A 21,446-nucleotide genomic window follows, 5' to 3' on the forward strand; every position below is an offset into this window, starting at 1 on the left:
ACAGCTCCGGGAGGGCATGGTAAAGTACATGACAGTGAAGAGGAGATGTTAGCTTATGCTTCGTACAATTCTAATGATCATCGGGGCTATTGTAGTGATCGGGGCAATTATCAGATTCGTGTTTTAATAAAAGTGACATATCCCATTCAATCCAGATAAAAATGAGTAAACCGATTGTGATCAGGAAAAAATAATTTGTAAGCATTAAAATAGCGTGAACGAATGGGAGATGCTATACTAAAAATCATCATTCACAATTGGAGGAATTCAATAATGGCTATCGTAAAAGCAACTGATCAATCTTTCCCAGCTGAAACAAGCGAAGGCGTCGTACTGGCTGACTTCTGGGCTCCTTGGTGCGGACCTTGTAAAATGATTGCGCCTGTTCTTGAAGAACTGGATCAAGAAATGGGAGACAAACTGAAAATCGTAAAAATCGATGTGGATGAAAACCAAGAAACAGCCGGAAAATACGGCGTTATGAGCATCCCGACACTTCTTGTGTTAAAAGACGGAGAAGTTGTTGAAACTTCTGTCGGCTTCAAACCGAAAGAAGCGCTTCAAGAGCTTGTGAACAAACATCTTTAATTTACGGCTGCTTACATGCCAGAGCGATTCCGATTGAGGGATCGCTTTTTTTATTCGCCAATTGTGAACCATAGAGAAAAACAAACGTTCGTGTTAAACTGGAAACAAAGGACTAAATATAAGGAAGGGTAACATATGAACAAACAACTGAAAGAAAAACTCGCCCTCCTTCCTGATCAGCCCGGATGTTATCTGATGAAGGACCGACAGCAGACTGTGATCTACGTAGGAAAAGCGAAAGTGCTGAAAAACAGAGTGCGCTCCTACTTCACCGGTTCTCACGATGCGAAAACACAAAGGCTTGTGACGGAAATCGAGGATTTTGAATATATCGTGACGTCCTCTAATCTCGAAGCGCTTATTTTAGAAATGAATTTGATCAAAAAGCATGATCCGAAATACAATGTCATGCTGAAAGACGATAAAACCTACCCTTTTATAAAACTCACCCATGAACGCCATCCAAGGCTGGTTGTCACCCGCAATGTCAAAAAAGACAAAGGGCGCTATTTCGGACCGTACCCGAATGTGCAAGCAGCAAGGGAAACAAAAAAACTGCTCGACCGTCTGTATCCTCTCAGAAAATGCTCCAAACTGCCGGACAGAGTGTGCCTTTACTATCATCTGGGCCAATGTCTCGCTCCTTGCGTAAAGGATATTTCCGAAGAGACGAACAGAGAGCTGGTTGAGAGCATCACTCGATTCTTAAAGGGCGGCTATAATGATGTCAAAAAAGAGCTTGAAGAGAAAATGCATGAGGCTGCGGAGAATCTTGAGTTTGAAAGGGCAAAAGAGCTTCGCGACCAAATGGCCCATATTGACTCAACGATGGAAAAACAAAAAATGACGATGAACGATTTAGTCGACCGTGACGTATTCGCTTACGCATACGATAAGGGCTGGATGTGCGTACAGGTCTTTTTCATCCGGCAAGGAAAGCTCATTGAACGCGATGTCAGCATGTTCCCGCTCTATCAGGAAGCTGATGAAGAGTTCCTTACGTTCATCGGGCAGTTCTATTCAAAAAACAACCACTTCCTTCCAAAGGAAATTTTAGTTCCGGACAGCGTAGATCAATCCATGATTGAGCAGCTGCTGGAAACAAACGTCCACCAGCCGAAAAAAGGCCCGAAAAAAGAACTGCTCATGCTGGCCCATAAAAATGCGAAAATCGCGCTGAAAGAAAAATTCTCCTTAATCGAACGGGATGAGGAGCGCTCAATCGGGGCTGTGCAGAAACTCGGTGAAGCCTTGAATATTTATACGCCTCACAGAATCGAAGCGTTTGATAACTCAAACATACAGGGGACAAACCCGGTTTCCGCGATGATCGTGTTTATCGACGGCAAACCGAACAAAAGGGAATACCGCAAATATAAAATCAAAACCGTTACAGGCCCTGATGATTACGGCTCAATGAGAGAGGTCGTCAGAAGGCGTTATTCAAGAGTGCTTCGTGAAAACCTGCCGCTGCCTGATCTGATCATCATTGACGGAGGAAAAGGGCAGATCAACGCTGCAAGGGATGTCATTGAAAATGAACTCGGTCTGGATATTCCCATCGCCGGTTTAGCGAAAGACGAAAAACACAGAACCTCAAATTTACTCATCGGGGATCCGCTGGAGGCGGTGTATCTGGAACGAAACAGCCAGGAATTTTATCTTCTGCAGCGCATCCAGGACGAGGTGCACCGGTTCGCGATCAGCTTTCACAGGCAAATCCGCGGTAAAAGCGCGTTTCAATCCGTATTGGACGACATCCCGGGTATCGGAGAGAAAAGAAAGAAAATGCTGTTAAAGCATTTCGGTTCTGTTAAAAAAATGAAGGAAGCAAGTCTTGAGGACCTCAAAAAAGCGGGTGTTCCCGCAGCGGCGGCTCAGCTCCTTTACGACAAATTGCAAAAATAATGTTGTCCTTTTAAAAAAGATCTGATAAAATGTGAACTAATTTCATAGTTAGATCGTGTTATATGGTGAAGATAGAGGTGCGAACTTCAAGAGTAAGCCTTTGGAGAAAGATGGATTCCGTGAAAAAGGCTGAAAGGGGAGGTCGCCGAAGCAAATAAAATCCCATCGGTGTTATTTGCTGGCCGTGCATTGAATAAATGTAAGGCTGTCAAGAAATCATTTTCTTGGAGGGCTATCTCGTTGTTCATAATCATTCATGATGATTAATTGATAAGCAATGAGAGCAAATTCCTCTCATTGCTTTTTTTATTATGGACAAAGCGCTCTTTCTCCTCACCCGCACGAACCAAAATGTAAAGGGTGGTCATTCATGGGTCTAATCGTACAAAAATTCGGAGGTACTTCCGTCGGCTCAGTCGAAAAAATTAATAATGCGGCAAACCGCGTCATCGCGGAAAAACAGAAAGGCCATCAAGTCGTCGTAGTCGTTTCAGCTATGGGGAAATCGACTGACGCATTGGTCAGCCTTGCAAAAGACATCACCGATCAGCCGAGCAAACGCGAAATGGATATGCTGCTGGCGACAGGCGAACAGGTCACGATTTCCCTGCTTTCAATGGCGCTGCAGGAAAAAGGCTATGACGCGGTGTCCTATACTGGCTGGCAGGCGGGAATCCGCACGGAATCCGTACACGGAAACGCCAGAATTACAGATATCGACACTACAGTTTTAGCAGACCAGCTTGAGCAAGGAAAGGTTGTGATTGTCGCGGGATTCCAAGGCACGACGGAGGATTGTGAAATCACGACATTGGGCCGGGGCGGTTCAGACACAACAGCGGTCGCTTTGGCTGCCGCATTAAAAGCGGATAAATGTGACATATACACCGACGTGCCCGGCGTGTTTACAACCGATCCGCGGTATGTGAAATCAGCGAGAAAGCTTGCCGGAATCTCATACGATGAAATGCTTGAGCTTGCCAATTTAGGCGCCGGCGTTCTTCATCCGAGAGCTGTTGAATTCGCGAAAAATTACCAATTGCCGTTAGAAGTGCGTTCAAGTACAGAAACAGAAGCGGGGACATTAATTGAGGAGGAATCATCCATGGAGCAGAATTTAATTGTCAGAGGCATTGCGTTCGAAGATCAAATCACAAGGGTAACAATCTACGGGCTGACAAGCGGCCTAACCACTTTGTCTACCATTTTTACAACGCTTGCCAAAAGAAATATTAACGTGGATATCATTATCCAAACGCAGGCGGGAGACCATGATGCCGGGATTTCCTTCTCTGTTAAATCTGAAGACGCGGACCAGACTGTTGAGGTGCTTGAAGAGTACAAAGGCGCGCTGGAATTTGAGAAAATCGAGACAGAAAGCAAGCTGGCTAAAGTATCCATTGTCGGATCAGGTATGGTATCAAATCCTGGTGTAGCGGCTGAAATGTTTGCTGTACTGGCGGAAAAAAACATTTTAATCAAGATGGTTAGCACATCTGAAATCAAAGTGTCAACAGTCGTAAGCGAAAATGACATGGTGAAAGCGGTCGAAGCGCTGCACGATGCATTTGAGCTTTCAAAACACCCTTCAGCTGTGTAATCAAAAAAGGCGGGACTATGCAGTCACCGCCTTTTTGGTTACACAGGGTCTTTCATATCCCATTTCACAGTCAGAACCACTTTATCGGCTCTCTTTTTCACTTGTTCATATGATTCGGCAATCTGGTCATTCATCAATTGAATTTGTTCAGCGATAAAACCAGCTTCAAGCTGAAAGCATGGTTCTTTCTGATGTTTAAGGCGGTTGGAAATGATCGGCCCTTCAAGTTCAAATTCAAGCTCCTGTTTTTTAGCGCTTGTGTTAGTGAGGGTTCCCCAGCCCGCTTCTTCAAAGAAGGCCGGAAATTCCTCCCATGATTCAAGAGGAAACTTACGGGCGAGATGTTTCCCTGCCCAATACATCATGGAAGAGTAATCTTGGCCAAGCATATCTGGGAGAACGATCTCTCGTATTAGTTCGTAGGCATAGGCGTTCATTTCAATTTCTTTTAGATTGTCAATAGATCCTTCAAATTTAGACTTCATAGCTGTCTCCCCTCTCTCCTTCGTATATTATAGCCCAAAGAGGGGGGAGGATTACAGAATGATCCTGTAATTCTTATGAAAAATTAAGGGAGAAATATATATTGATAAAATAAAATTTTTAAATCAACTAATTAATTCGGAAAATTGTAATTTATGTACGCGTTTTCTTGACGCCCTTTTGAGGGAGGAGTAAAATGAAATTGTCAATAAATCTTAATAAAGTGCTTACAATTGAAAGAAGTGGGGGAAGAGATTTAGCACATTTCGCACTTATCAAACAGGGGGTAAAGTAATGTCTGGGAACAGAGAGTTTTATTTTCGAAGATTGCATTCCTTGCTTGGCGTCATACCGGTCGGCATCTTTCTCATTCAGCATTTAGTCGTCAACCAGTTTGCCGCAAGGGGCGCTGAAGCATTCAATAGTGCTGCTCATTTTATGGATAGTTTGCCTTTCAGGTATGCATTGGAAATTTTTATTATCTTCTTACCATTAATTTATCATGCAGTTTATGGTGTGTACATAGCGTTTACTGCAAAAAATAACGCAGGTCAATACAGCTATATGAGAAATTGGCTCTTCGTCCTGCAGCGTGTAACCGGTATCATCACCCTCATTTTCGTCAGTTGGCATGTGTGGGAAACCCGTATTGCAGCACAAATGGGCGCTGAGGTCAATTTCGACATGATGGCGAATATTTTGAGCTCTCCGGCTATGCTTGGCTTCTACATTGTCGGTGTTTTATCAACAATTTTCCACTTCTCGAACGGTTTATGGTCTTTCGCTGTTACATGGGGCATTACGGTAACGCCTCGTTCTCAAAGAATTTCGACATACGTTACGCTGATTATTTTTGTTGCACTGTCATACGTAGGCTTAAAAGCGATTTTCGCATTTGTATAAGAGTACTAGATTACTAGAGGGAGAGGGGCTATCATGAGTCAATCAAGCATTATCGTAGTCGGCGGGGGTCTTGCCGGCCTCATGGCGACAATTAAAGCAGCGGAATCAGGAATGGCGGTTAAGCTTTTTTCCATCGTTCCTGTCAAACGTTCTCATTCGGTTTGCGCGCAAGGCGGCATAAACGGAGCGGTCAACACAAAAGGGGAAGGCGACTCTCCGTGGGAGCATTTTGATGACACTGTATACGGGGGAGACTTTCTTGCGAACCAGCCGCCGGTCAAAGCGATGTGTGACGCGGCGCCTTCTATCATCCACTTATTAGACCGGATGGGCGTCATGTTTAACCGGACGCCTGAGGGCCTGCTGGATTTCCGCCGATTCGGGGGTACACAGCACCACAGAACAGCTTATGCGGGTGCGACAACGGGACAGCAGCTGCTTTACGCACTGGACGAGCAAGTGCGCAGATACGAAGTTGCGGGTCTGGTTACAAAATACGAAGGCTGGGAATTCCTTGGCGCTGTATTGGATGATGACAGAACCTGCCGCGGAATTGTTGCGCAAAACCTGACAAACATGCAAATTGAATCCTTCCGTTCAGACGCTGTCATCATGGCGACGGGCGGACCGGGAATCATTTTTGGAAAATCGACTAACTCCATGATTAATACAGGATCTGCTGCGTCGATCGTTTATCAGCAGGGAGCGTATTATGCAAACGGAGAATTCATTCAAATTCACCCGACAGCCATACCGGGCGATGACAAACTAAGACTGATGAGTGAATCGGCGCGCGGTGAAGGCGGACGCGTGTGGACATATAAAGATGGGAAACCGTGGTATTTCCTGGAAGAAAAATACCCGGCTTACGGAAATTTGGTGCCGCGTGATATTGCGACACGCGAAATATTTGATGTGTGTGTCAACCAGAAGCTCGGCATTAATGGCGAAAACATGGTGTATCTTGATCTGTCCCACAAAGATCCCAAAGAGCTTGACATTAAGCTCGGCGGCATCATTGAAATTTATGAGAAGTTCATGGGAGATGACCCGCGGAAGCTTCCAATGAAAATCTTCCCGGCGGTTCATTACTCAATGGGCGGTTTATGGGTGGATTACAATCAAATGACAAACATCCCGGGACTGTTTGCGGCTGGGGAATGTGATTACTCTATGCACGGCGGCAACCGTTTGGGAGCGAACTCCCTGCTCTCCGCGATATACGGGGGAATGGTGGCCGGACCGAATGCCGTGAAATATGTAAATGGCTTAGAATCTTCAGCAGAAGACATGTCTTCCTCTTTATTCGACGCTCACGTCAAAAAAGAAGAAGAAAAATGGGCTGACATTATGAGCATGGACGGAACCGAAAATGCCTATGTCCTTCACAAAGAGCTCGGTGAGTGGATGACGGCAAACGTAACGGTTGTCCGCCATAACGATAAGCTTTTGAAAACGGATGACAAAATTCAGGAATTAATGGAGCGGTTTAAAAAGATTAACATCAATGATACGACAAAATGGAGCAATCAGGGGGCGATGTTCACACGCCAGTTCTCGAACATGCTTCAGCTTGCGAGGGTGGTTACCCTTGGCGCTTACAACCGCAATGAAAGCAGGGGCGCCCATTATAAACCGGATTATCCTGAACGTAATGATGATGAATGGCTCAAAACAACAATGGCTAAACATGTAAGCCCGTATGAAGCGCCAGAATTTGAGTATCAGGATGTCGATGTATCACTGATAACGCCTCGGAAACGGGATTACTCGAAGAAGAAGGTGGCGAAATAATCATGAGTGAACAAAAAACCATACGATTTATTATCACACGGCAAGATACAACCGACAGCACGCCTTACGATGAAGAATTTGAGGTTCCATACCGCCCGAACCTAAACGTCATTTCCGCTCTGATGGAAATACGCAGGAATCCGGTTAACGTTAAAGGTGAAAAGACAACCCCTGTTACATGGGACATGAACTGTCTTGAAGAAGTGTGCGGCGCATGTTCAATGGTCATAAACGGAAAGCCACGCCAGTCTTGTACGGCGCTTATCGACCAGCTTGAACAGCCGATCCGCTTAAAACCAATGAAAACGTTCCCGGTCGTGCGTGATTTGCAGGTTGACCGGAGCAGAATGTTTGATTCATTGAAAAAAGTAAAAGCGTGGATACCGATTGACGGTACGCACGATTTGGGACCAGGGCCGAGAATGCCGGAAAAACGCCGTCAATGGGCATATGAATTATCAAAATGCATGACGTGCGGCGTCTGCCTCGAAGCCTGCCCGAATGTGAACAGCAAATCGAAGTTCATGGGGCCGGCACCGATGTCTCAAGTCCGCCTGTTTAACGCACATCCGACAGGCGCCATGAATAAATCTGAGCGGTTAGACGCACTGATGGATGAAGGCGGCCTTGGAGATTGCGGCAACTCGCAAAACTGCGTTCAATCTTGCCCGAAAGGCATCCCGCTCACCACTTCGATTGCAGCCTTAAACAGAGATACAAACTTACAAGCATTCCGCAATTTCTTCGGAAGCGACAGAGTATAAGAAGAAAAAACCTCTTCCGCATGGGAGAGGTTTTTTTAACCATAAGGAGATGAGTAAAGATGAAGCTTCCCGCTTATATTGATATGCCGTTTCAACAATGGAAAGCGTCCTTTTCTTTTTTTAATGAAGTATCCGTGCGATTTTCCGAGACGGACATGTTTGGACATATGAATAATGTAACGCCTTTTATATACTTTGAGGAGGCGCGGATTTCTTATTTTAAAAAGCTGAATATGATGAATCAAAACAAACAGACTATGACGGTCGTGGCAAGCCAGCAATGCGATTATCTGCGGCAAGTCATGCCTTATGAAGAGCTGCGTATCTATGTGAAAACAAGCGCCGTCGGCAGCTCATCCCTTACCTTGCATTATCTCGGAGAAAATCGGGAAGGCGAGCCCTGCTTCACCGGAGCAGTTGTGATGGTCCAAGTTTCAAAGGAAAGCGGCAAGACTGTCAGCTGGACGGATGAGGAGAAAGAAATGCTCCTCCATACACCATAAACTAATTCTCTTGTAAACGTCACCTCCTGTGCCCTTCTTACATAAGATATCTTGACTATATCAAAACCCATTCGTTTCTGATTCGCTCTCACCTTAGCAAGGAGGGTTACAATACTTGAAGGAGAAAGAATTTCAATCGAAGCCGCTGCTAACGAAAAGAGAAAGAGAAGTGTTCGAATTGCTCGTTCAAGATAAGACAACAAAGGAGATTGCAAGCGAGCTATTTATCAGTGAGAAAACCGTTCGAAACCATATTTCAAATGCCATGCAGAAATTGGGTGTGAAAGGGCGTTCGCAAGCCGTTGTTGAGCTTCTTAGAATGGGTGAGCTAGAGCTTTAATCCTTGCCGGTATTCCTTCTTTTCAGGAAGGAGCCGGTTATTGCTGTTTGTTTGGAACGTTTGAAACCATATTTGGAATGCTATGCAAAACTTGGATGGCAAGCTTAAAACAGTTTTTGCTATTTGATGTTGTTTGCCTAAAGTCCTCTAATTCTCTCGCGCGAGTCTTGCATTTTCTTCAAAAAAGAAGGAAAATAGACACGGAACGCTTTTGTGCGTAAGAGATCCTTGAGTGAGGGATGGACAAATGACATCAAAACCTTTGGAGCATGTTGCGGATATTGAAAAGTCACTCCGCCACATTGCCGCGATCATTAAGCAAAAAGGACGAGAAATCCTTAACCAATATGCAATTACGCCGCCGCAATTTGTCGGCCTGCAATGGCTTTATGAACTAGGAGATATGACAATCGGCGAACTATCGGGCAAAATGTATCTGGCATGCAGCACGACAACGGATTTAATCGACCGCATGCAAAAAAATGAGCTTGTCGAGCGGGTCAAGGACCCGGCGGACAGACGTGTGGTCCGGATACATCTGCTGCCTGAAGGAGAACGGATTATTCAAGAGGTCATTACAAAAAGGCAGGAATATCTGCGTGATATGTTCGAAACGTTTACAGATGAAGAAATAGCCATCTTCGAAAAATCATTGATGAAACTGCAGCATGAAATGAAGAGAAAATGAGGCGATTTTGTTGGGGCAACCAATAGGAGTCATTGATTCCGGGGTTGGCGGTTTAACCGTTGCAAAGGAAATCATGAGACAGCTACCAAAAGAAAATATTATCTACGTCGGGGATACGAAACGGTGTCCATACGGGCCGCGTCCTGAAGAAGAAGTGCTTCAATATACGTGGGAGCTGACGAATTATTTACTCGAAAACCACCACATTAAAATGCTCGTGATCGCCTGCAACACAGCAACAGCGATCGCATTGGAAGACATCCAGCGAAACGTCGGTATACCGGTGGTCGGAGTGATCCAGCCGGGTGCGAGAGCAGCGATAAAAGTGACGGAAAATCAGCATATCGGAGTCATCGGCACAGAGAATACAATTAAGAGCAATGCGTACGAAGAGGCGCTTTTGGCATTAAATTCTGACCTGAAGGTTGAGAACCTTGCCTGCCCGCTGCTTGTGCCTTTTGTAGAAAGCGGAAAGTTTCTTGACAAGACAGCAGACGAGATTGTCAAAACATCCCTGTATCCGTTAAAAGACACATCGATTGATTCACTGATTTTAGGCTGCACCCACTATCCTATTTTAAAAGAATCCATTCAGAGATATATGGGAGAGCACGTAAACATTATTTCGTCCGGCGATGAAACAGCAAGGGAAGTCAGCACGATTCTCTCATATAAAGGGCTGCTGAACCAGTCTCCGATTATTCCGGATCATCAGTTCCTGACAACAGGAGCACGTGATCAGTTTGCGAAAATCGCAAATGACTGGTTTGGCCATGAGGTGGGCCATGTAGAATGCACTTCACTGCAAGAACCGATTAGAAAATAGCTTTGCCCCGCAACGTTATGTTGCGGGTTTTTTCTGTTTTGCCGGAATTCTTCGGTCTATTTCCTGATAAGGGCTCGTATACATAATAGTACAAACAGCCTTAGGAGGGAAAAGTATGCTGAAAAAAGGACCTGCAGTCATTGGTGCCACTTGTCTCACCTCTGCCCTGCTTTTATCCGGATGCGGTTTGTTTCAATCTGATAAGGCAGCCGAGGAAATTGATCCGCCTCAAGACGTTGCATACGTGAACGATGAAGCGGGGGCCGATTCAAATACAACAGCAGCCGAAAAAACAGAAAGTGAAAAAAACGATACCGCCAAAGCGGATCAAGCCGCATCTACAATCATGAGGGAGCTTTATCTCATTGATAAAAACGGGTATGTCGTTGCGCAAACGCTGCCTCTTCCAAAAAGTGAAGGCACGGCTAAGCAGGCGCTTGAATACCTCGTTCAGGGCGGACCTGTGTCAGAAATTCTTCCGAATGGCTTCAGAGCCGTATTGCCGGCTGACACAACCGTTAACGTTGACATCAAAAAAGATGGAACTGCAATCGCCGACTTCTCTAATGAATTTAAAAATTATAAGAAAGAAGACGAACAGAAAATTGTTCAATCCGTGACGTGGACGCTTACGCAATTCAGTTCGATAGATAAAGTGAAGCTGAGAATAAACGGCCATGAATTGAAGGAAATGCCTGTAGGCGGCACGCCGATCTCGGATGATTTAAGCCGTAAAGACGGGATTAATATGGAAACATCAGGCGTAAATGATCTTACCGCAACACATCCGCTCACCGTTTATTATTTGGCGGAAAACGAAGACAGTGAGTACTATGTGCCTGTGACGAAACGGATCGACAATACTGAAAAAGATGATATTTCTGCAGCGATCAACGAATTGGCTAAAGGCCCAAGCAAAGTGAGCGGGCTGTTAACAGATTTCAGTGATGACGTAAAGCTGGTCAGCAAGCCGAAAATCAAAGACGGACGCGTGACGTTAGATTTCAATCAATCCATATTTGGCAGCGCTGATGAAAAGACAAAAATGATTTCTTCAGAAGTGCTGAACAGCATTGTACTGACGTTAACGGAGCAGCCGAATGTAAAAAGCGTTTCCGTCAAAGTAAACGGGAAATCAGAGCTTGTAAATGAAAAAGGCGAAAAGCTCACTGAACCGGTCTCCAGACCATCTCAAGTGAATACGGGTAGTTTTTAAATTGAAATTTTTGATATACTAGAAAGAAAGAGGTTAGCGTTCCGGCTGCCTCTTTCTTTATTCAATTCCGGAACAAAAATGGTTTATGTACATACAATCGGAGGTAAAACATGAGACATGACGGAAGACAACATGATGAGCTGCGTCCAATCACATTTGAGTTGGATTTTATCAGCCATCCGGAAGGTTCTGTTCTAATAACAGCGGGAAATACAAAAGTAATCTGCAACGCGTCTGTTGAGGATCGCGTGCCGCCGTTTTTGCGGGGTGGGGGAAAAGGCTGGATTACAGCTGAATACAGCATGCTGCCGCGGGCAACAAACCAAAGAACAATCAGAGAGTCTTCTAAGGGGAAAATTACCGGCAGAACAATGGAGATCCAGCGCCTGATCGGCCGCGCGCTTCGGGCAGTCGTTGATTTAGAAAAGCTCGGTGAACGGACGATTTGGATTGACTGCGATGTCATACAGGCTGATGGCGGAACAAGAACTGCTTCTATTACAGGAGCATTTCTAGCAATGGCAATTGCGATTGGCAAGCTGCTCAAAGCGGGAACGATCAAGGCAAATCCGATTACTGATTTTCTTGCTGCGATCTCTGTCGGAATTGATAAGGAACAGGGAATTTTGTTAGATTTAAATTATGAAGAAGATTCTTCCGCTGAAGTGGATATGAATGTCATTATGACAGGCGGCGGCCGTTTTGTAGAGCTGCAGGGAACAGGAGAAGAGGCGACGTTTTCACGAGATGATCTAAACGGTCTTCTCGGTCTTGCAGAAAAAGGCATTCAGGAACTGATTGATAAACAAAAAGAAGTGTTAGGTGATTCTCTGCCAGATTTGAAATAATGATAGAAAGGCTTGATCATCATGAAAGAGGCAATCATTGCGACACATAATCCGGGAAAAGTGAAGGAATTTAAAGAAATCCTTGAACCAAAAGACTATGATGTCAAATCGTTAGCTGACATCGGATACACAGAGGAGATCGAGGAAACAGGCCATACGTTTGAAGAAAATGCCGTTTTGAAAGCGGAAGCTGTTGCAAAAGCAGTGAATAAAATGGTGATTGCGGATGACTCCGGCCTGTCCATCGATAATCTTGGCGGCAGCCCCGGCGTTTATTCCGCGCGCTATGCGGGGGAACAGAAAGACGACCAGGCAAATATCGTTAAAGTGCTCGGCGAACTGAAAGGAATTGAAAAAGAACAGCGTACGGCCCGTTTCCGATGCGCGCTGGCTGTGAGTAACCCCGGTGAGGAAACAAAAACAGTCGAAGGTCATGTTGAGGGGTATATCGCTGAAGAGCCGAGAGGAGAATACGGTTTTGGCTATGACCCGATCTTTATCGTAAAAGATAAAGATCAGACAATGGCCGAACTGACAAGTGATGAAAAAAATAAAATCAGCCACAGGGCTGACGCGCTTAAAAAGCTGTCGAAGCTTTTAGAGGCATAAGGAGGAAGCTTGTACATGAACGTGCTGATTATCAGTGACAGCCATGGGCTTGAAGAAGAACTCCAAACCATCGCGAAACGGCATGAAGCGGAAGTTGATCTCATGATTCATTGCGGAGACTCTGAACTCGAGACCGGGCATCCGGCATTGGATCCTTATAAGGTTGTAAAAGGAAATTGCGATTTTACAGGCGATTTTAAGAACGAGCTTCTTCTGAATGCCGGTTCAAAAAAAATACTGGTCACACACGGCCACCTTCACGGTATAAAACAGACCTTGTTAAACGTATACTATCGTGCAGAGGAGCTCGGAGCGGATATTATCTGTTTCGGGCATTCGCACATCGCGGGAAGCGAAGTGCTGCGCGGAAAACTAATGATTAATCCAGGCAGCATCCGGCTTCCAAGGGTGCGCAGGACAGAAAGCTATGCTATACTGACTTTAGAAAATGACGCCGAAACAGTGCGTTTTTACGACCAAGCAGGTCATGAAATTGACGATCTGCAAAACCGTGTCCCACTATGAAAATGTCATGAGGAAGAAATATTTCTTCCTCATGAAAAAAATACTAAAAAACCGTTGACTTATTGCTTCATCCCATATATAATAAATCTTGTCGCTGATAGTTAAAGCGAAAAACGAAAACACAAACCGTGTCCCAGTAGCTCAGCTGGATAGAGCAACGGCCTTCTAAGCCGTCGGTCGGGAGTTCGAATCTCTCCTGGGACGTACCAAAAGAAAAACCTCAAATCCTTTAAGGATTTGAGGTTTTTTGTTGTCGGTTGATGATCTTTTATTTGTTATTTAACGTATCATTATCCAAGCTGTCAACTTTTCCTTCTTTATTGAGACGAGGCTCTTCTTTTTTCACGGTGTCGGAAATGTGCTCATTCTCTTCGACAGTCCGTTTTCCGACAACCACTTCATCAGTGACGACCGGTTTTTTAGTCACTTCCAGCTTCTCCTCAACGATTGGAACTCTAACCGTTTCTGAATCATTGACGGGAGAAGCGTCCGCTGTATTTTCATCCACTGGGCGGCGTTCAACATAAATTTCATCGCGTCTCACCGGGATGTCCATATCTCTTTGTTCTGTTTTCACTTCTTTTCCAATCTCTACTTCTCCAGTTTGAACGTCTTCCTTATCGACTTTCAGTTGTTCTTCCCTCAGCGGCATTGTTTTTTCTTCTTTCGTTGTATAATCCGCCATGTCGTTTGTGCTTGAAAAGCCGCCTGAAAGAGCATTGCCGTTATCAATAGGTGGATTGACTTCTGCATCTGTATCAACAGCCACAAGGAGTTTCCCATCATCCAGATCCTCTTGATAATTTTCTATTTCGCCAGTCGTAATATCCAAATCTGATAATGTCTTGCTGTGTGCGGCAGTATCATCCATTGTAAAATAATCTTTCAGCTTATCAAAAAATGATTCGGATTCATCCTCATGTGCATCGACGGCTTGATTGACTTCTGTTCCTGTGCGTGACTCAAGATAATCTGTATCTCACCGGCTTGTCACAACCGAAATATCGTCAGAATCAAAACCTTTTGTTATTAAGCCTTCAATCGCTGCAATGGTTTCCTGCGGCGTTTCGTATACACCAACTATGCTTTTCATATTAATCTCCTCCTTTATCAATTTTGCATTTTATCGTTCATGTCGTTTTTAATTCCCGCTGAACTTTGAAATAAACAAAATTGAAAGCATTGGGGAGTTTCAAGGGACAAAAAAGGATAGATAAGTCAGATCCTCCTCTGCACTTACCTATCCTGTAAAAATGTTCACAGCTTCTTCGTCATAAACACACTGTTTGGATCTTCAACATAGTCAGCAAACGGTTCACAGTACTGAAAACCAAAGCTTTCATACAATTTTCTTGCAGGCTCAAATGAGGCCATTGAGCCCGTTTCTAAGCTTACCCGCTCATAGTCTCGCTTCCTAGCTTCACTCAGAATGTGCTTGAGAACTTGTTTGGCAACGCCTTTTCTTAAATGGGATGCAGCGGTCCGCATCGACTTAATTTCTCCATTCCGGCTGTCCAGTTCTTTAAGCGCTCCGCAGCCGGCTAGTTCATTGCCCTCCCATGCGCTCCAAAATGTCATTTCAGGCCCTCTCAGCCTTTCTGCATCTAAGGCATGGATGCTTTCTGGCGGGGACATGAGCGTCATGCTATGTAAATGCTCATTCACAAATGAGATCACTTCGTGTCCAGTTACATTATCTATTTTTATAAGCAATTCTATTCCTCCTCAAAAACTTGCAGGTTATCAGAACATATTTCATTTCATCATAATCATATTCCGTCTTTTTTCCAAATAGAAAGACAGAAAATCTGCCGGTATGAATCATTTTTGGAATGATTTGATTTGTGAAAGGCGTTTCAAGGCAAAAAAAAGAGGCCGAAAACAATATTCGGCTTTAATATCGAAACCCTCCGTGAGCGCCAGGTGCTCTGCTGAATCCGCCGGCGTGCGTCGCCGGGATACTGAAACCTACCCCGTGGCCGCTATAGCCTGCGCCTGCAAATGGCTGCCCATAAAATCCGGATGCGTATGGGAATGAGGAGTACATGGCAGAGGGGGTGCTTATCGGGCTGTACGCCTGACTGTACGGCTGTCCGTATCCATAGCCTCCAAAAGGCTGATCGTTTTGCTGATAAAAGGAAGGAGCTGTCGGATAATATGGCTGCGGAAAGGTGGGAAAGCCCGCTGGGAACCCTTGCATGTCAGCTAATGATTTATTCATCGTATCACCTTTTCTTTACAAGATACCACCAATGTATGCCGGAGGAATAATGGAAGTGCCTATCCGATCTTTCATACATATATTCCATCAAAAACGATAGCGCGTCATATTTTATGACAGTTTTCTATCAGATTGAAAAATTCTGTTGTATTCTTATTAGATTAATAAAAAAATTATAAAAACTTTTAATAGTTACAATTCCTTATGCGCCAATAATGAAAGCGTATACAATATAGATTGATTAATCAAAATTGTCTAATAATTTTAAAAAATGCTGTTGACACTGCGTCCAAAGCGGCGTAATATGAGTTCAACAAAAGATAAACGCAAGCTTCACAAGCGAAAATGATCGCAATGTGATGCTGAAAAATGAAAAAACAAACGACCTTCTTGAACAGCTGAAAAGCTGTTCCGGAGACTGAATATGAAAAGCGCAGATGAGGATAAGTAGCCTTGATAAAGCTTTCCACAGAGAACCGGGTTAGCTGAGAACCGGCAAAGCTTTACAAGGTGAACTCGCCTCAGAGTGCCAGTCTGAAACCATAGTAGGACTTGGCCGGGTGAACTTGATTCACTCGTTATTAAAGCGGATAGAAATATCCATGAGACGGCTAATTCAATAGGCCGTAAACAAGGGTGGTACCGCGGAAAGAAGAGCCTTTTCGCCCCTTTTAGCTATCGCATCACTGCGCGGCTGATTGTGGGTGGAAAGGCTCTTTTTATTGAATAGTCAGCTATCAAACTAATAAAACGATTGATCTTTAGAGGATGAAAATCCAAAAGGAGGAACTAAAATGGGGACTAATGTACAGGTGGATTCGGCGTCTGCCAAATGTACACAGACGATGAGCGGAGCATTAATGCTGATTGAATCATTGAAAAAAGAGAAAGTAGACATGATATTCGGTTATCCGGGCGGGGCTGTGCTTCCGATCTACGATAAGCTTTACAATTCAGGGTTGGTACATATCCTTCCCCGTCACGAACAAGGTGCGATCCATGCAGCGGAAGGATACGCAAGAGTCTCCGGAAAACCGGGTGTCGTCATTGCCACGTCAGGCCCGGGAGCGACAAACCTTGTTACAGGCCTGGCGGATGCCATGATTGATTCATTGCCATTAGTCGTCTTTACAGGGCAGGTAGCCACATCCGTTATCGGGAGTGATGCATTTCAGGAAGCGGACATTTTAGGAATTACCATGCCGGTGACAAAACACAGCTATCAGGTTCGCCAGCCGGAAGATCTGCCGCGCATCATTAAAGAAGCGTTCCATATTGCAACAACTGGAAGACCCGGACCTGTATTGATTGATATTCCGAAAGATGTAGCAACAATTGAAGGAGAATTCAACTATGATCATGAGATGAATCTCCCGGGATACCAGCCGACTATCGAGCCGAATTATTTGCAGGTCCGCAAGCTTGTGGAAGCCGTAAGCGGCGCAAAGAAACCGGTGATCTTGGCGGGGGCGGGCGTACTGCACGGAAAAGCGTCAGAAGAATTAAAAAATTATGCAGAACAGCAGCAAATCCCAGTGGCACACACCCTTTTGGGGCTCGGAGGCTTCCCGGCTGACCACCCGCTTTTCCTAGGGATGGCGGGAATGCACGGAACGTATACAGCCAATATGGCCCTTCATGATTGTGATCTTTTAATCAGTATCGGTGCCCGTTTTGATGACCGCGTCACAGGAAACCTGAAGCACTTTGCAAAAAACGCAAAGATTGCCCACATCGATATTGATCCGGCTGAAATCGGAAAAATCATGAAAACACAGATTCCTGTAGTCGGAGACAGCAAAATTGTCCTGCAGGAGCTAATCAAACAAGACGGCAGACAAAGCGATTCAGGCGAATGGAAAAAACAGCTCGCCGAATGGAAAGAAGAGTACCCGCTCTGGTATGTAGATAATGAAGAAGAAGGCTTTAAACCACAGAAATTAATTGAATATATTCATCAATTTACAAATGGCGAGGCTATAGTCGCAACGGATGTCGGCCAGCATCAAATGTGGTCAGCGCAATTCTATCCGTTCCAAAAAGCAGATAAATGGGTCACATCAGGCGGACTTGGAACGATGGGATTCGGCCTTCCGGCAGCGATTGGCGCACAGCTGGCGGATAAAGATGCTACTGTAGTGGCGGTTCTCGGGGACGGCGGTTTTCAAATGACGCTCCAAGAACTCGATGTCATTCGCGAATTGAATCTTCCGGTCAAAGTCATCATTTTAAATAACGCTTGTCTCGGAATGGTCAGACAGTGGCAGGAAATTTTCTATGAAGAACGCTATTCAGAATCTAAATTTGCTTCTCAGCCTGACTTCGTCAAATTGTCAGAAGCATACGGCATTAAAGGCATCAGAATTTCATCGGATGCGGAAGCGAAAGAAAAGCTGGAAGAGGCATTAAGATCAAAAGAGCCGGTTGTCATTGACGTGCGGGTTGCCAGAGAAGAAAAAGTATTCCCGATGGTGGCTCCGGGGAAAGGGCTGCATGAAATGGTGGGGGTGAAACCTTGAAAAGAATTATCACTTTGACTGTGGTGAATCGTTCCGGCGTATTAAACCGGATCACCGGTCTATTTACAAAAAGACATTACAACATTGAAAGCATTACAGTTGGCCACACAGAAACAACCGGCGTTTCCAGAATCACCTTTGTCGTTCACGTAGAAGGAGAAAATGATGTTGAACAGCTGACAAAACAGCTCAACAAACAGATTGATGTCCTGAAAGTCACAGACATCACGAATCAATCGATTGTCCAGAGGGAGCTGGCCTTAATCAAGGTCGTTTCCGCACCGTCAACGAGATCAGAGATTAATGGAATTATAGAACCGTTCAGAGCCTCTGTCGTTGATGTCAGCAGAGACAGCATCGTTGTTCAGGTGACAGGCGAATCTAACAAAATTGAAGCGCTTATTGAATTGTTAAAACCTTATGGCATTAAAGAAATCGCGAGAACAGGTACAACGGCTTTTGCGAGGGGAACCCAGCAAAAGGCGTCATCCAATAAAACAATATCTATTGTATAAAACATAACAAGGGAGAGATTGAAATGGTAAAAGTATATTATAACGGTGATATCAAAGAAAACGTATTGAGTGGGAGAACAGTAGCGGTTATCGGGTACGGTTCGCAGGGTCACGCGCATGCCCTGAACCTTAAAGAAAGCGGAGTTGACGTGATCGTCGGTGTTAGACAAGGGAAATCTTTCACGCAAGCTCAAGAAGACGGACATAAAGTATTTTCAGTAAAAGAAGCGGCAGCCCAAGCTGAAATCATCATGGTTCTGCTTCCGGATGAACAGCAGCAAAAAGTATACGAAGCTGAAATCAAAGATGAATTGACAGCTGGAAAATCATTGGTGTTCGCTCACGGATTTAACGTTCATTTCCATCAAATTGTTCCTCCTGCGGATGTAGATGTATTCTTGGTAGCGCCTAAAGGTCCGGGACACTTGGTAAGAAGAACATATGAGCAAGGAGCTGGCGTGCCGGCATTGTTCGCGATTTACCAAGATGTGACTGGAGAAGCAAGAGACAAAGCCCTTGCGTATGCAAAAGGAATCGGCGGCGCTAGAGCGGGCGTTTTGGAAACGACATTTAAAGAAGAAACAGAAACAGATTTGTTCGGTGAGCAAGCAGTTCTTTGCGGAGGATTAAGCGCGCTTGTAAAAGCTGGATTTGAAACATTAACTGAAGCAGGTTACCAGCCTGAGCTTGCGTACTTCGAGTGTCTGCACGAGTTGAAATTAATCGTAGACCTTATGTACGAAGAAGGACTTGAAGGCATGAGATATTCAATCTCTGACACAGCACAGTGGGGAGATTTCGTATCAGGGCCGCGCGTTGTGGACGCTAAAGTAAAAGAATCTATGAAAGAAGTATTAAAAGATATCCAAAACGGGACATTTGCAAAAGAGTGGATCGTCGAAAACCAAGTAAACCGTCCTCGTTTCAACGCGATCAATGCGAGCGAAAACGAACATCAAATCGAAGTGGTGGGAAGAAAGCTTCGTGAAATGATGCCGTTTGTGAAACAAGGCAAGAAGAAGGAAGCGGTGGTCTCCGTTGCGCAAAATTAATTTTTTCGACACGACGCTTCGTGATGGTGAACAGTCCCCTGGCGTGAACTTAAATACACAGGAGAAACTTGCCATAGCAAAGCAGCTCGAAAGACTCGGGGCAGATATCATTGAAGCGGGGTTTCCCGCTTCGTCCCGAGGTGACTTTTTAGCTGTTCAGGAAATTGCAAGAACCATTAAAAATTGTTCAGTGACTGGTCTTGCCCGTTGTGTAAAAGGTGATATTGATGCTGCTTGGGAAGCGTTAAAGGACGGTGCTTACCCGAGAGTTCACGTATTTATCGCCACATCGGACATTCACTTGAAACACAAGCTGAAAATGACTCGTGAGCAAGTCATCGAAAGAGCGGTTGAAATGGTGAAATACGCAAAAGAGCGTTTTCCGGTTGTGCAATGGTCAGCTGAAGATGCCTGCCGAACTGAACTGCCGTTTTTAGCGGAAATCGTCGAGAAAGTCATTGACGCAGGCGCCAGTGTTATCAATCTTCCAGATACGGTCGGCTACCTGGCTCCAGCGGAATACGGAAATATCTTTAAATATATGAAGGAAAACGTTTCGAACATTCATCAAGCAAAGCTTTCAGCCCACTGTCATGATGATTTGGGAATGGCAGTCGCAAACTCTCTTGCTGCGATTGAAAATGGCGCTGATCAAATCGAATGCGCTGTGAACGGGATCGGTGAAAGAGCCGGAAACGCGGCATTAGAGGAGATTGCCGTTGCCCTCCATATCAGAAAAGATTTCTATCAAGTTGAAACAGGCATTACATTGAACGAGATTAAGCGAACAAGCGATTTAGTAAGCAAGCTGACAGGTATGGCTGTTCCGCGCAATAAAGCGGTTGTGGGCGATAATGCATTTGCTCATGAATCAGGCATCCATCAGGACGGCTTCTTAAAAGAAAAATCGACTTATGAAATTATTTCACCGGAGCTTGTCGGTGTAACAGCTGATGCGCTGGTCCTGGGTAAACATTCCGGACGCCACGCATTTAAAGACCGGCTGACTGCTTTAGGATTCCAATTTGATAGTGAAGAGATTAATAAATTCTTTGCGATGTTCAAAGAGTTGACTGAGAAGAAAAAAGAAATCACTGATGAGGATCTTGTTTCTCTTATTTTAGAAGAAAAAGTAACAGACCGCAAGATTGGGTATGAATTTCTTTCCTTACAAGTGCATTACGGAACAAGCCAGGTTCCTACGGCAACCCTTTCTTTGAAAAATCAAGAAAACGCAGAGCTTATTCAGGAAGCGGCAACTGGAGCAGGAAGCGTGGAAGCGATCTACAACACGCTTGAGCGCTGCATCGATAAAGACGTGGAGCTCTTGGACTACCGCATTCAGTCCAATCGAAAAGGCGAAGACGCATTTGCCCAGGTGTATGTAAGAGTTTTATTGAACGGAAAAGAATCAGCAGGGCGGGGCATAGCGCAAGACGTATTAGAAGCTTCAGCGAAAGCCTATTTGAACGCAGTCAACCGTCAATTGGTTTTCCAGTCGAATATGAGTGGACTTAAAAACCATACAGCTGTCGGGTCATAAA

21 protein-coding genes, 1 tRNA gene, 1 pseudogene, 1 riboswitch and 1 other annotated feature are annotated in these 21,446 nt (G+C 44.8%); of the genes and pseudogenes, 19 read left to right on the forward strand and 4 right to left on the reverse strand.

Annotation, left to right across the window (positions count from 1 at the left end; all coding sequences use genetic code 11):
* Positions 1–273 precede the first annotated feature (273 nt).
* The 3 genes from trxA (at position 274) to ACMX2I_RS07190 (ending at position 4,096) form a co-directional block, all read left to right on the forward strand.
* Complete coding sequence (gene trxA, locus ACMX2I_RS07180; RefSeq protein WP_087992363.1) at positions 274–588, forward strand: thioredoxin; 315 nt, start codon at positions 274–276, stop codon at positions 586–588.
* A 135-nt stretch (positions 589–723) separates the two neighbouring features.
* Positions 724–2,496 carry an excinuclease ABC subunit UvrC gene (gene uvrC / locus ACMX2I_RS07185; protein ID WP_202326997.1) on the forward strand — a complete coding sequence of 591 codons (1,773 nt, stop codon included), beginning with the start codon at positions 724–726 and terminating at the stop codon, positions 2,494–2,496.
* 64 nt (positions 2,497–2,560) lie between these two features.
* A riboswitch (Lysine riboswitch) is annotated at positions 2,561–2,739 on the forward strand.
* A gap of 127 nt (positions 2,740–2,866) precedes the next feature.
* Positions 2,867–4,096 (forward strand): aspartate kinase, encoded by a 1,230-nt coding sequence (locus ACMX2I_RS07190; protein WP_414956570.1) that lies wholly within the window; start codon positions 2,867–2,869, stop codon positions 4,094–4,096.
* A 38-nt stretch (positions 4,097–4,134) separates the two neighbouring features.
* Here ACMX2I_RS07190 and ACMX2I_RS07195 read toward each other — a convergent pair whose 3' ends face one another.
* On the reverse strand, positions 4,135–4,581 hold the full coding sequence (locus tag ACMX2I_RS07195; protein WP_087992360.1) for a YslB family protein: 447 nt from the start codon (positions 4,579–4,581) through the stop codon (positions 4,135–4,137).
* Positions 4,582–4,873: 292 nt separating this feature from the next.
* On the opposite strand from ACMX2I_RS07195, the gene sdhC reads away from it, so the two are divergent.
* The 12 genes from sdhC (at position 4,874) to ACMX2I_RS07255 (ending at position 13,799) form a co-directional block, all read left to right on the forward strand.
* Positions 4,874–5,482: a succinate dehydrogenase cytochrome B558 gene (gene sdhC, locus ACMX2I_RS07200; protein ID WP_003222512.1), complete on the forward strand. Its 609-nt coding sequence runs from the start codon at positions 4,874–4,876 to the stop codon at positions 5,480–5,482.
* 33 nt (positions 5,483–5,515) lie between these two features.
* Entirely contained in the window at positions 5,516–7,276 is a 1,761-nt protein-coding gene (gene sdhA / locus ACMX2I_RS07205) for a succinate dehydrogenase flavoprotein subunit (RefSeq protein ID WP_087992359.1), read from the forward strand.
* Positions 7,277–7,278: 2 nt separating this feature from the next.
* Positions 7,279–8,040, forward strand: a complete 762-nt coding sequence (gene sdhB / locus ACMX2I_RS07210; RefSeq protein WP_087992358.1) for a succinate dehydrogenase iron-sulfur subunit — start codon at positions 7,279–7,281, stop codon at positions 8,038–8,040.
* A gap of 59 nt (positions 8,041–8,099) precedes the next feature.
* Positions 8,100–8,543 carry an acyl-CoA thioesterase gene (locus ACMX2I_RS07215; RefSeq protein WP_414956571.1) on the forward strand — a complete coding sequence of 148 codons (444 nt, stop codon included), beginning with the start codon at positions 8,100–8,102 and terminating at the stop codon, positions 8,541–8,543.
* Between the two features lie 115 nt (positions 8,544–8,658).
* Positions 8,659–8,883, forward strand: a complete 225-nt coding sequence (gene gerE / locus ACMX2I_RS07220) for a spore germination transcription factor GerE (protein WP_003184172.1) — start codon at positions 8,659–8,661, stop codon at positions 8,881–8,883.
* 247 nt (positions 8,884–9,130) lie between these two features.
* Positions 9,131–9,571, forward strand: a complete 441-nt coding sequence (locus tag ACMX2I_RS07225) for a MarR family winged helix-turn-helix transcriptional regulator (protein WP_003222521.1) — start codon at positions 9,131–9,133, stop codon at positions 9,569–9,571.
* A 7-nt stretch (positions 9,572–9,578) separates the two neighbouring features.
* Complete coding sequence (racE, locus tag ACMX2I_RS07230) at positions 9,579–10,397, forward strand: glutamate racemase (protein ID WP_289347829.1); 819 nt, start codon at positions 9,579–9,581, stop codon at positions 10,395–10,397.
* Between the two features lie 115 nt (positions 10,398–10,512).
* Complete coding sequence (gerM, locus tag ACMX2I_RS07235; protein WP_414956572.1) at positions 10,513–11,613, forward strand: spore germination protein GerM; 1,101 nt, start codon at positions 10,513–10,515, stop codon at positions 11,611–11,613.
* A 110-nt stretch (positions 11,614–11,723) separates the two neighbouring features.
* On the forward strand, positions 11,724–12,461 hold the full coding sequence (gene rph, locus ACMX2I_RS07240) for a ribonuclease PH (RefSeq protein WP_414956573.1): 738 nt from the start codon (positions 11,724–11,726) through the stop codon (positions 12,459–12,461).
* Between the two features lie 12 nt (positions 12,462–12,473).
* A complete protein-coding gene (locus ACMX2I_RS07245; protein WP_414956574.1) occupies positions 12,474–13,070 on the forward strand; it encodes an XTP/dITP diphosphatase in 597 nt (198 codons plus the stop codon).
* A 15-nt stretch (positions 13,071–13,085) separates the two neighbouring features.
* The gene (locus tag ACMX2I_RS07250) at positions 13,086–13,595 is read left to right on the forward strand and encodes a YfcE family phosphodiesterase (protein ID WP_414956575.1); all 510 of its coding nucleotides are present in this window, start codon (positions 13,086–13,088) and stop codon (positions 13,593–13,595) included.
* A 130-nt stretch (positions 13,596–13,725) separates the two neighbouring features.
* Positions 13,726–13,799, forward strand: a tRNA-Arg gene (locus ACMX2I_RS07255).
* Positions 13,800–13,863: 64 nt separating this feature from the next.
* On the opposite strand, the pseudogene ACMX2I_RS07260 reads toward ACMX2I_RS07255, so the two are convergent.
* From ACMX2I_RS07260 to ACMX2I_RS07270, 3 genes and pseudogenes are all read right to left on the reverse strand, one after another.
* Positions 13,864–14,688 (reverse strand): annotated as a pseudogene (locus ACMX2I_RS07260) (YsnF/AvaK domain-containing protein).
* A 164-nt stretch (positions 14,689–14,852) separates the two neighbouring features.
* Positions 14,853–15,308: a GNAT family N-acetyltransferase gene (locus ACMX2I_RS07265; protein WP_414956576.1), complete on the reverse strand. Its 456-nt coding sequence runs from the start codon at positions 15,306–15,308 to the stop codon at positions 14,853–14,855.
* 181 nt (positions 15,309–15,489) lie between these two features.
* Complete coding sequence (locus ACMX2I_RS07270; RefSeq protein WP_087992345.1) at positions 15,490–15,816, reverse strand: hypothetical protein; 327 nt, start codon at positions 15,814–15,816, stop codon at positions 15,490–15,492.
* A 425-nt stretch (positions 15,817–16,241) separates the two neighbouring features.
* Positions 16,242–16,489, forward strand: a binding site (T-box leader).
* Between the two features lie 121 nt (positions 16,490–16,610).
* Here ACMX2I_RS07270 and ilvB point away from each other — a divergent pair.
* The 4 genes from ilvB to ACMX2I_RS07290 are packed head-to-tail and all read left to right on the forward strand — an operon-like array spanning position 16,611 to position 21,445.
* Entirely contained in the window at positions 16,611–18,335 is a 1,725-nt protein-coding gene (gene ilvB, locus ACMX2I_RS07275) for an acetolactate synthase large subunit (RefSeq protein WP_414956577.1), read from the forward strand.
* The gene (gene ilvN, locus ACMX2I_RS07280; RefSeq protein ID WP_003222543.1) at positions 18,332–18,850 is read left to right on the forward strand and encodes an acetolactate synthase small subunit; all 519 of its coding nucleotides are present in this window, start codon (positions 18,332–18,334) and stop codon (positions 18,848–18,850) included. Before ilvB ends, ilvN begins: the two co-directional genes overlap by 4 nt.
* A 23-nt stretch (positions 18,851–18,873) precedes the next feature.
* Positions 18,874–19,902 carry a ketol-acid reductoisomerase gene (gene ilvC / locus ACMX2I_RS07285; protein WP_087992343.1) on the forward strand — a complete coding sequence of 343 codons (1,029 nt, stop codon included), beginning with the start codon at positions 18,874–18,876 and terminating at the stop codon, positions 19,900–19,902.
* Positions 19,889–21,445, forward strand: coding sequence for a 2-isopropylmalate synthase (locus ACMX2I_RS07290; RefSeq protein WP_289347822.1), 1,557 nt, complete (start codon positions 19,889–19,891; stop codon positions 21,443–21,445). Before ilvC ends, ACMX2I_RS07290 begins: the two co-directional genes overlap by 14 nt.
* Position 21,446: the final 1 nt, after the last annotated feature.

The sequence above is a fragment of the Bacillus sp. SW14 genome, assembly GCF_047608225.1.
GTDB classification, from domain to species: Bacteria; Bacillota; Bacilli; order Bacillales; family Bacillaceae; genus Bacillus; species Bacillus subtilis_G.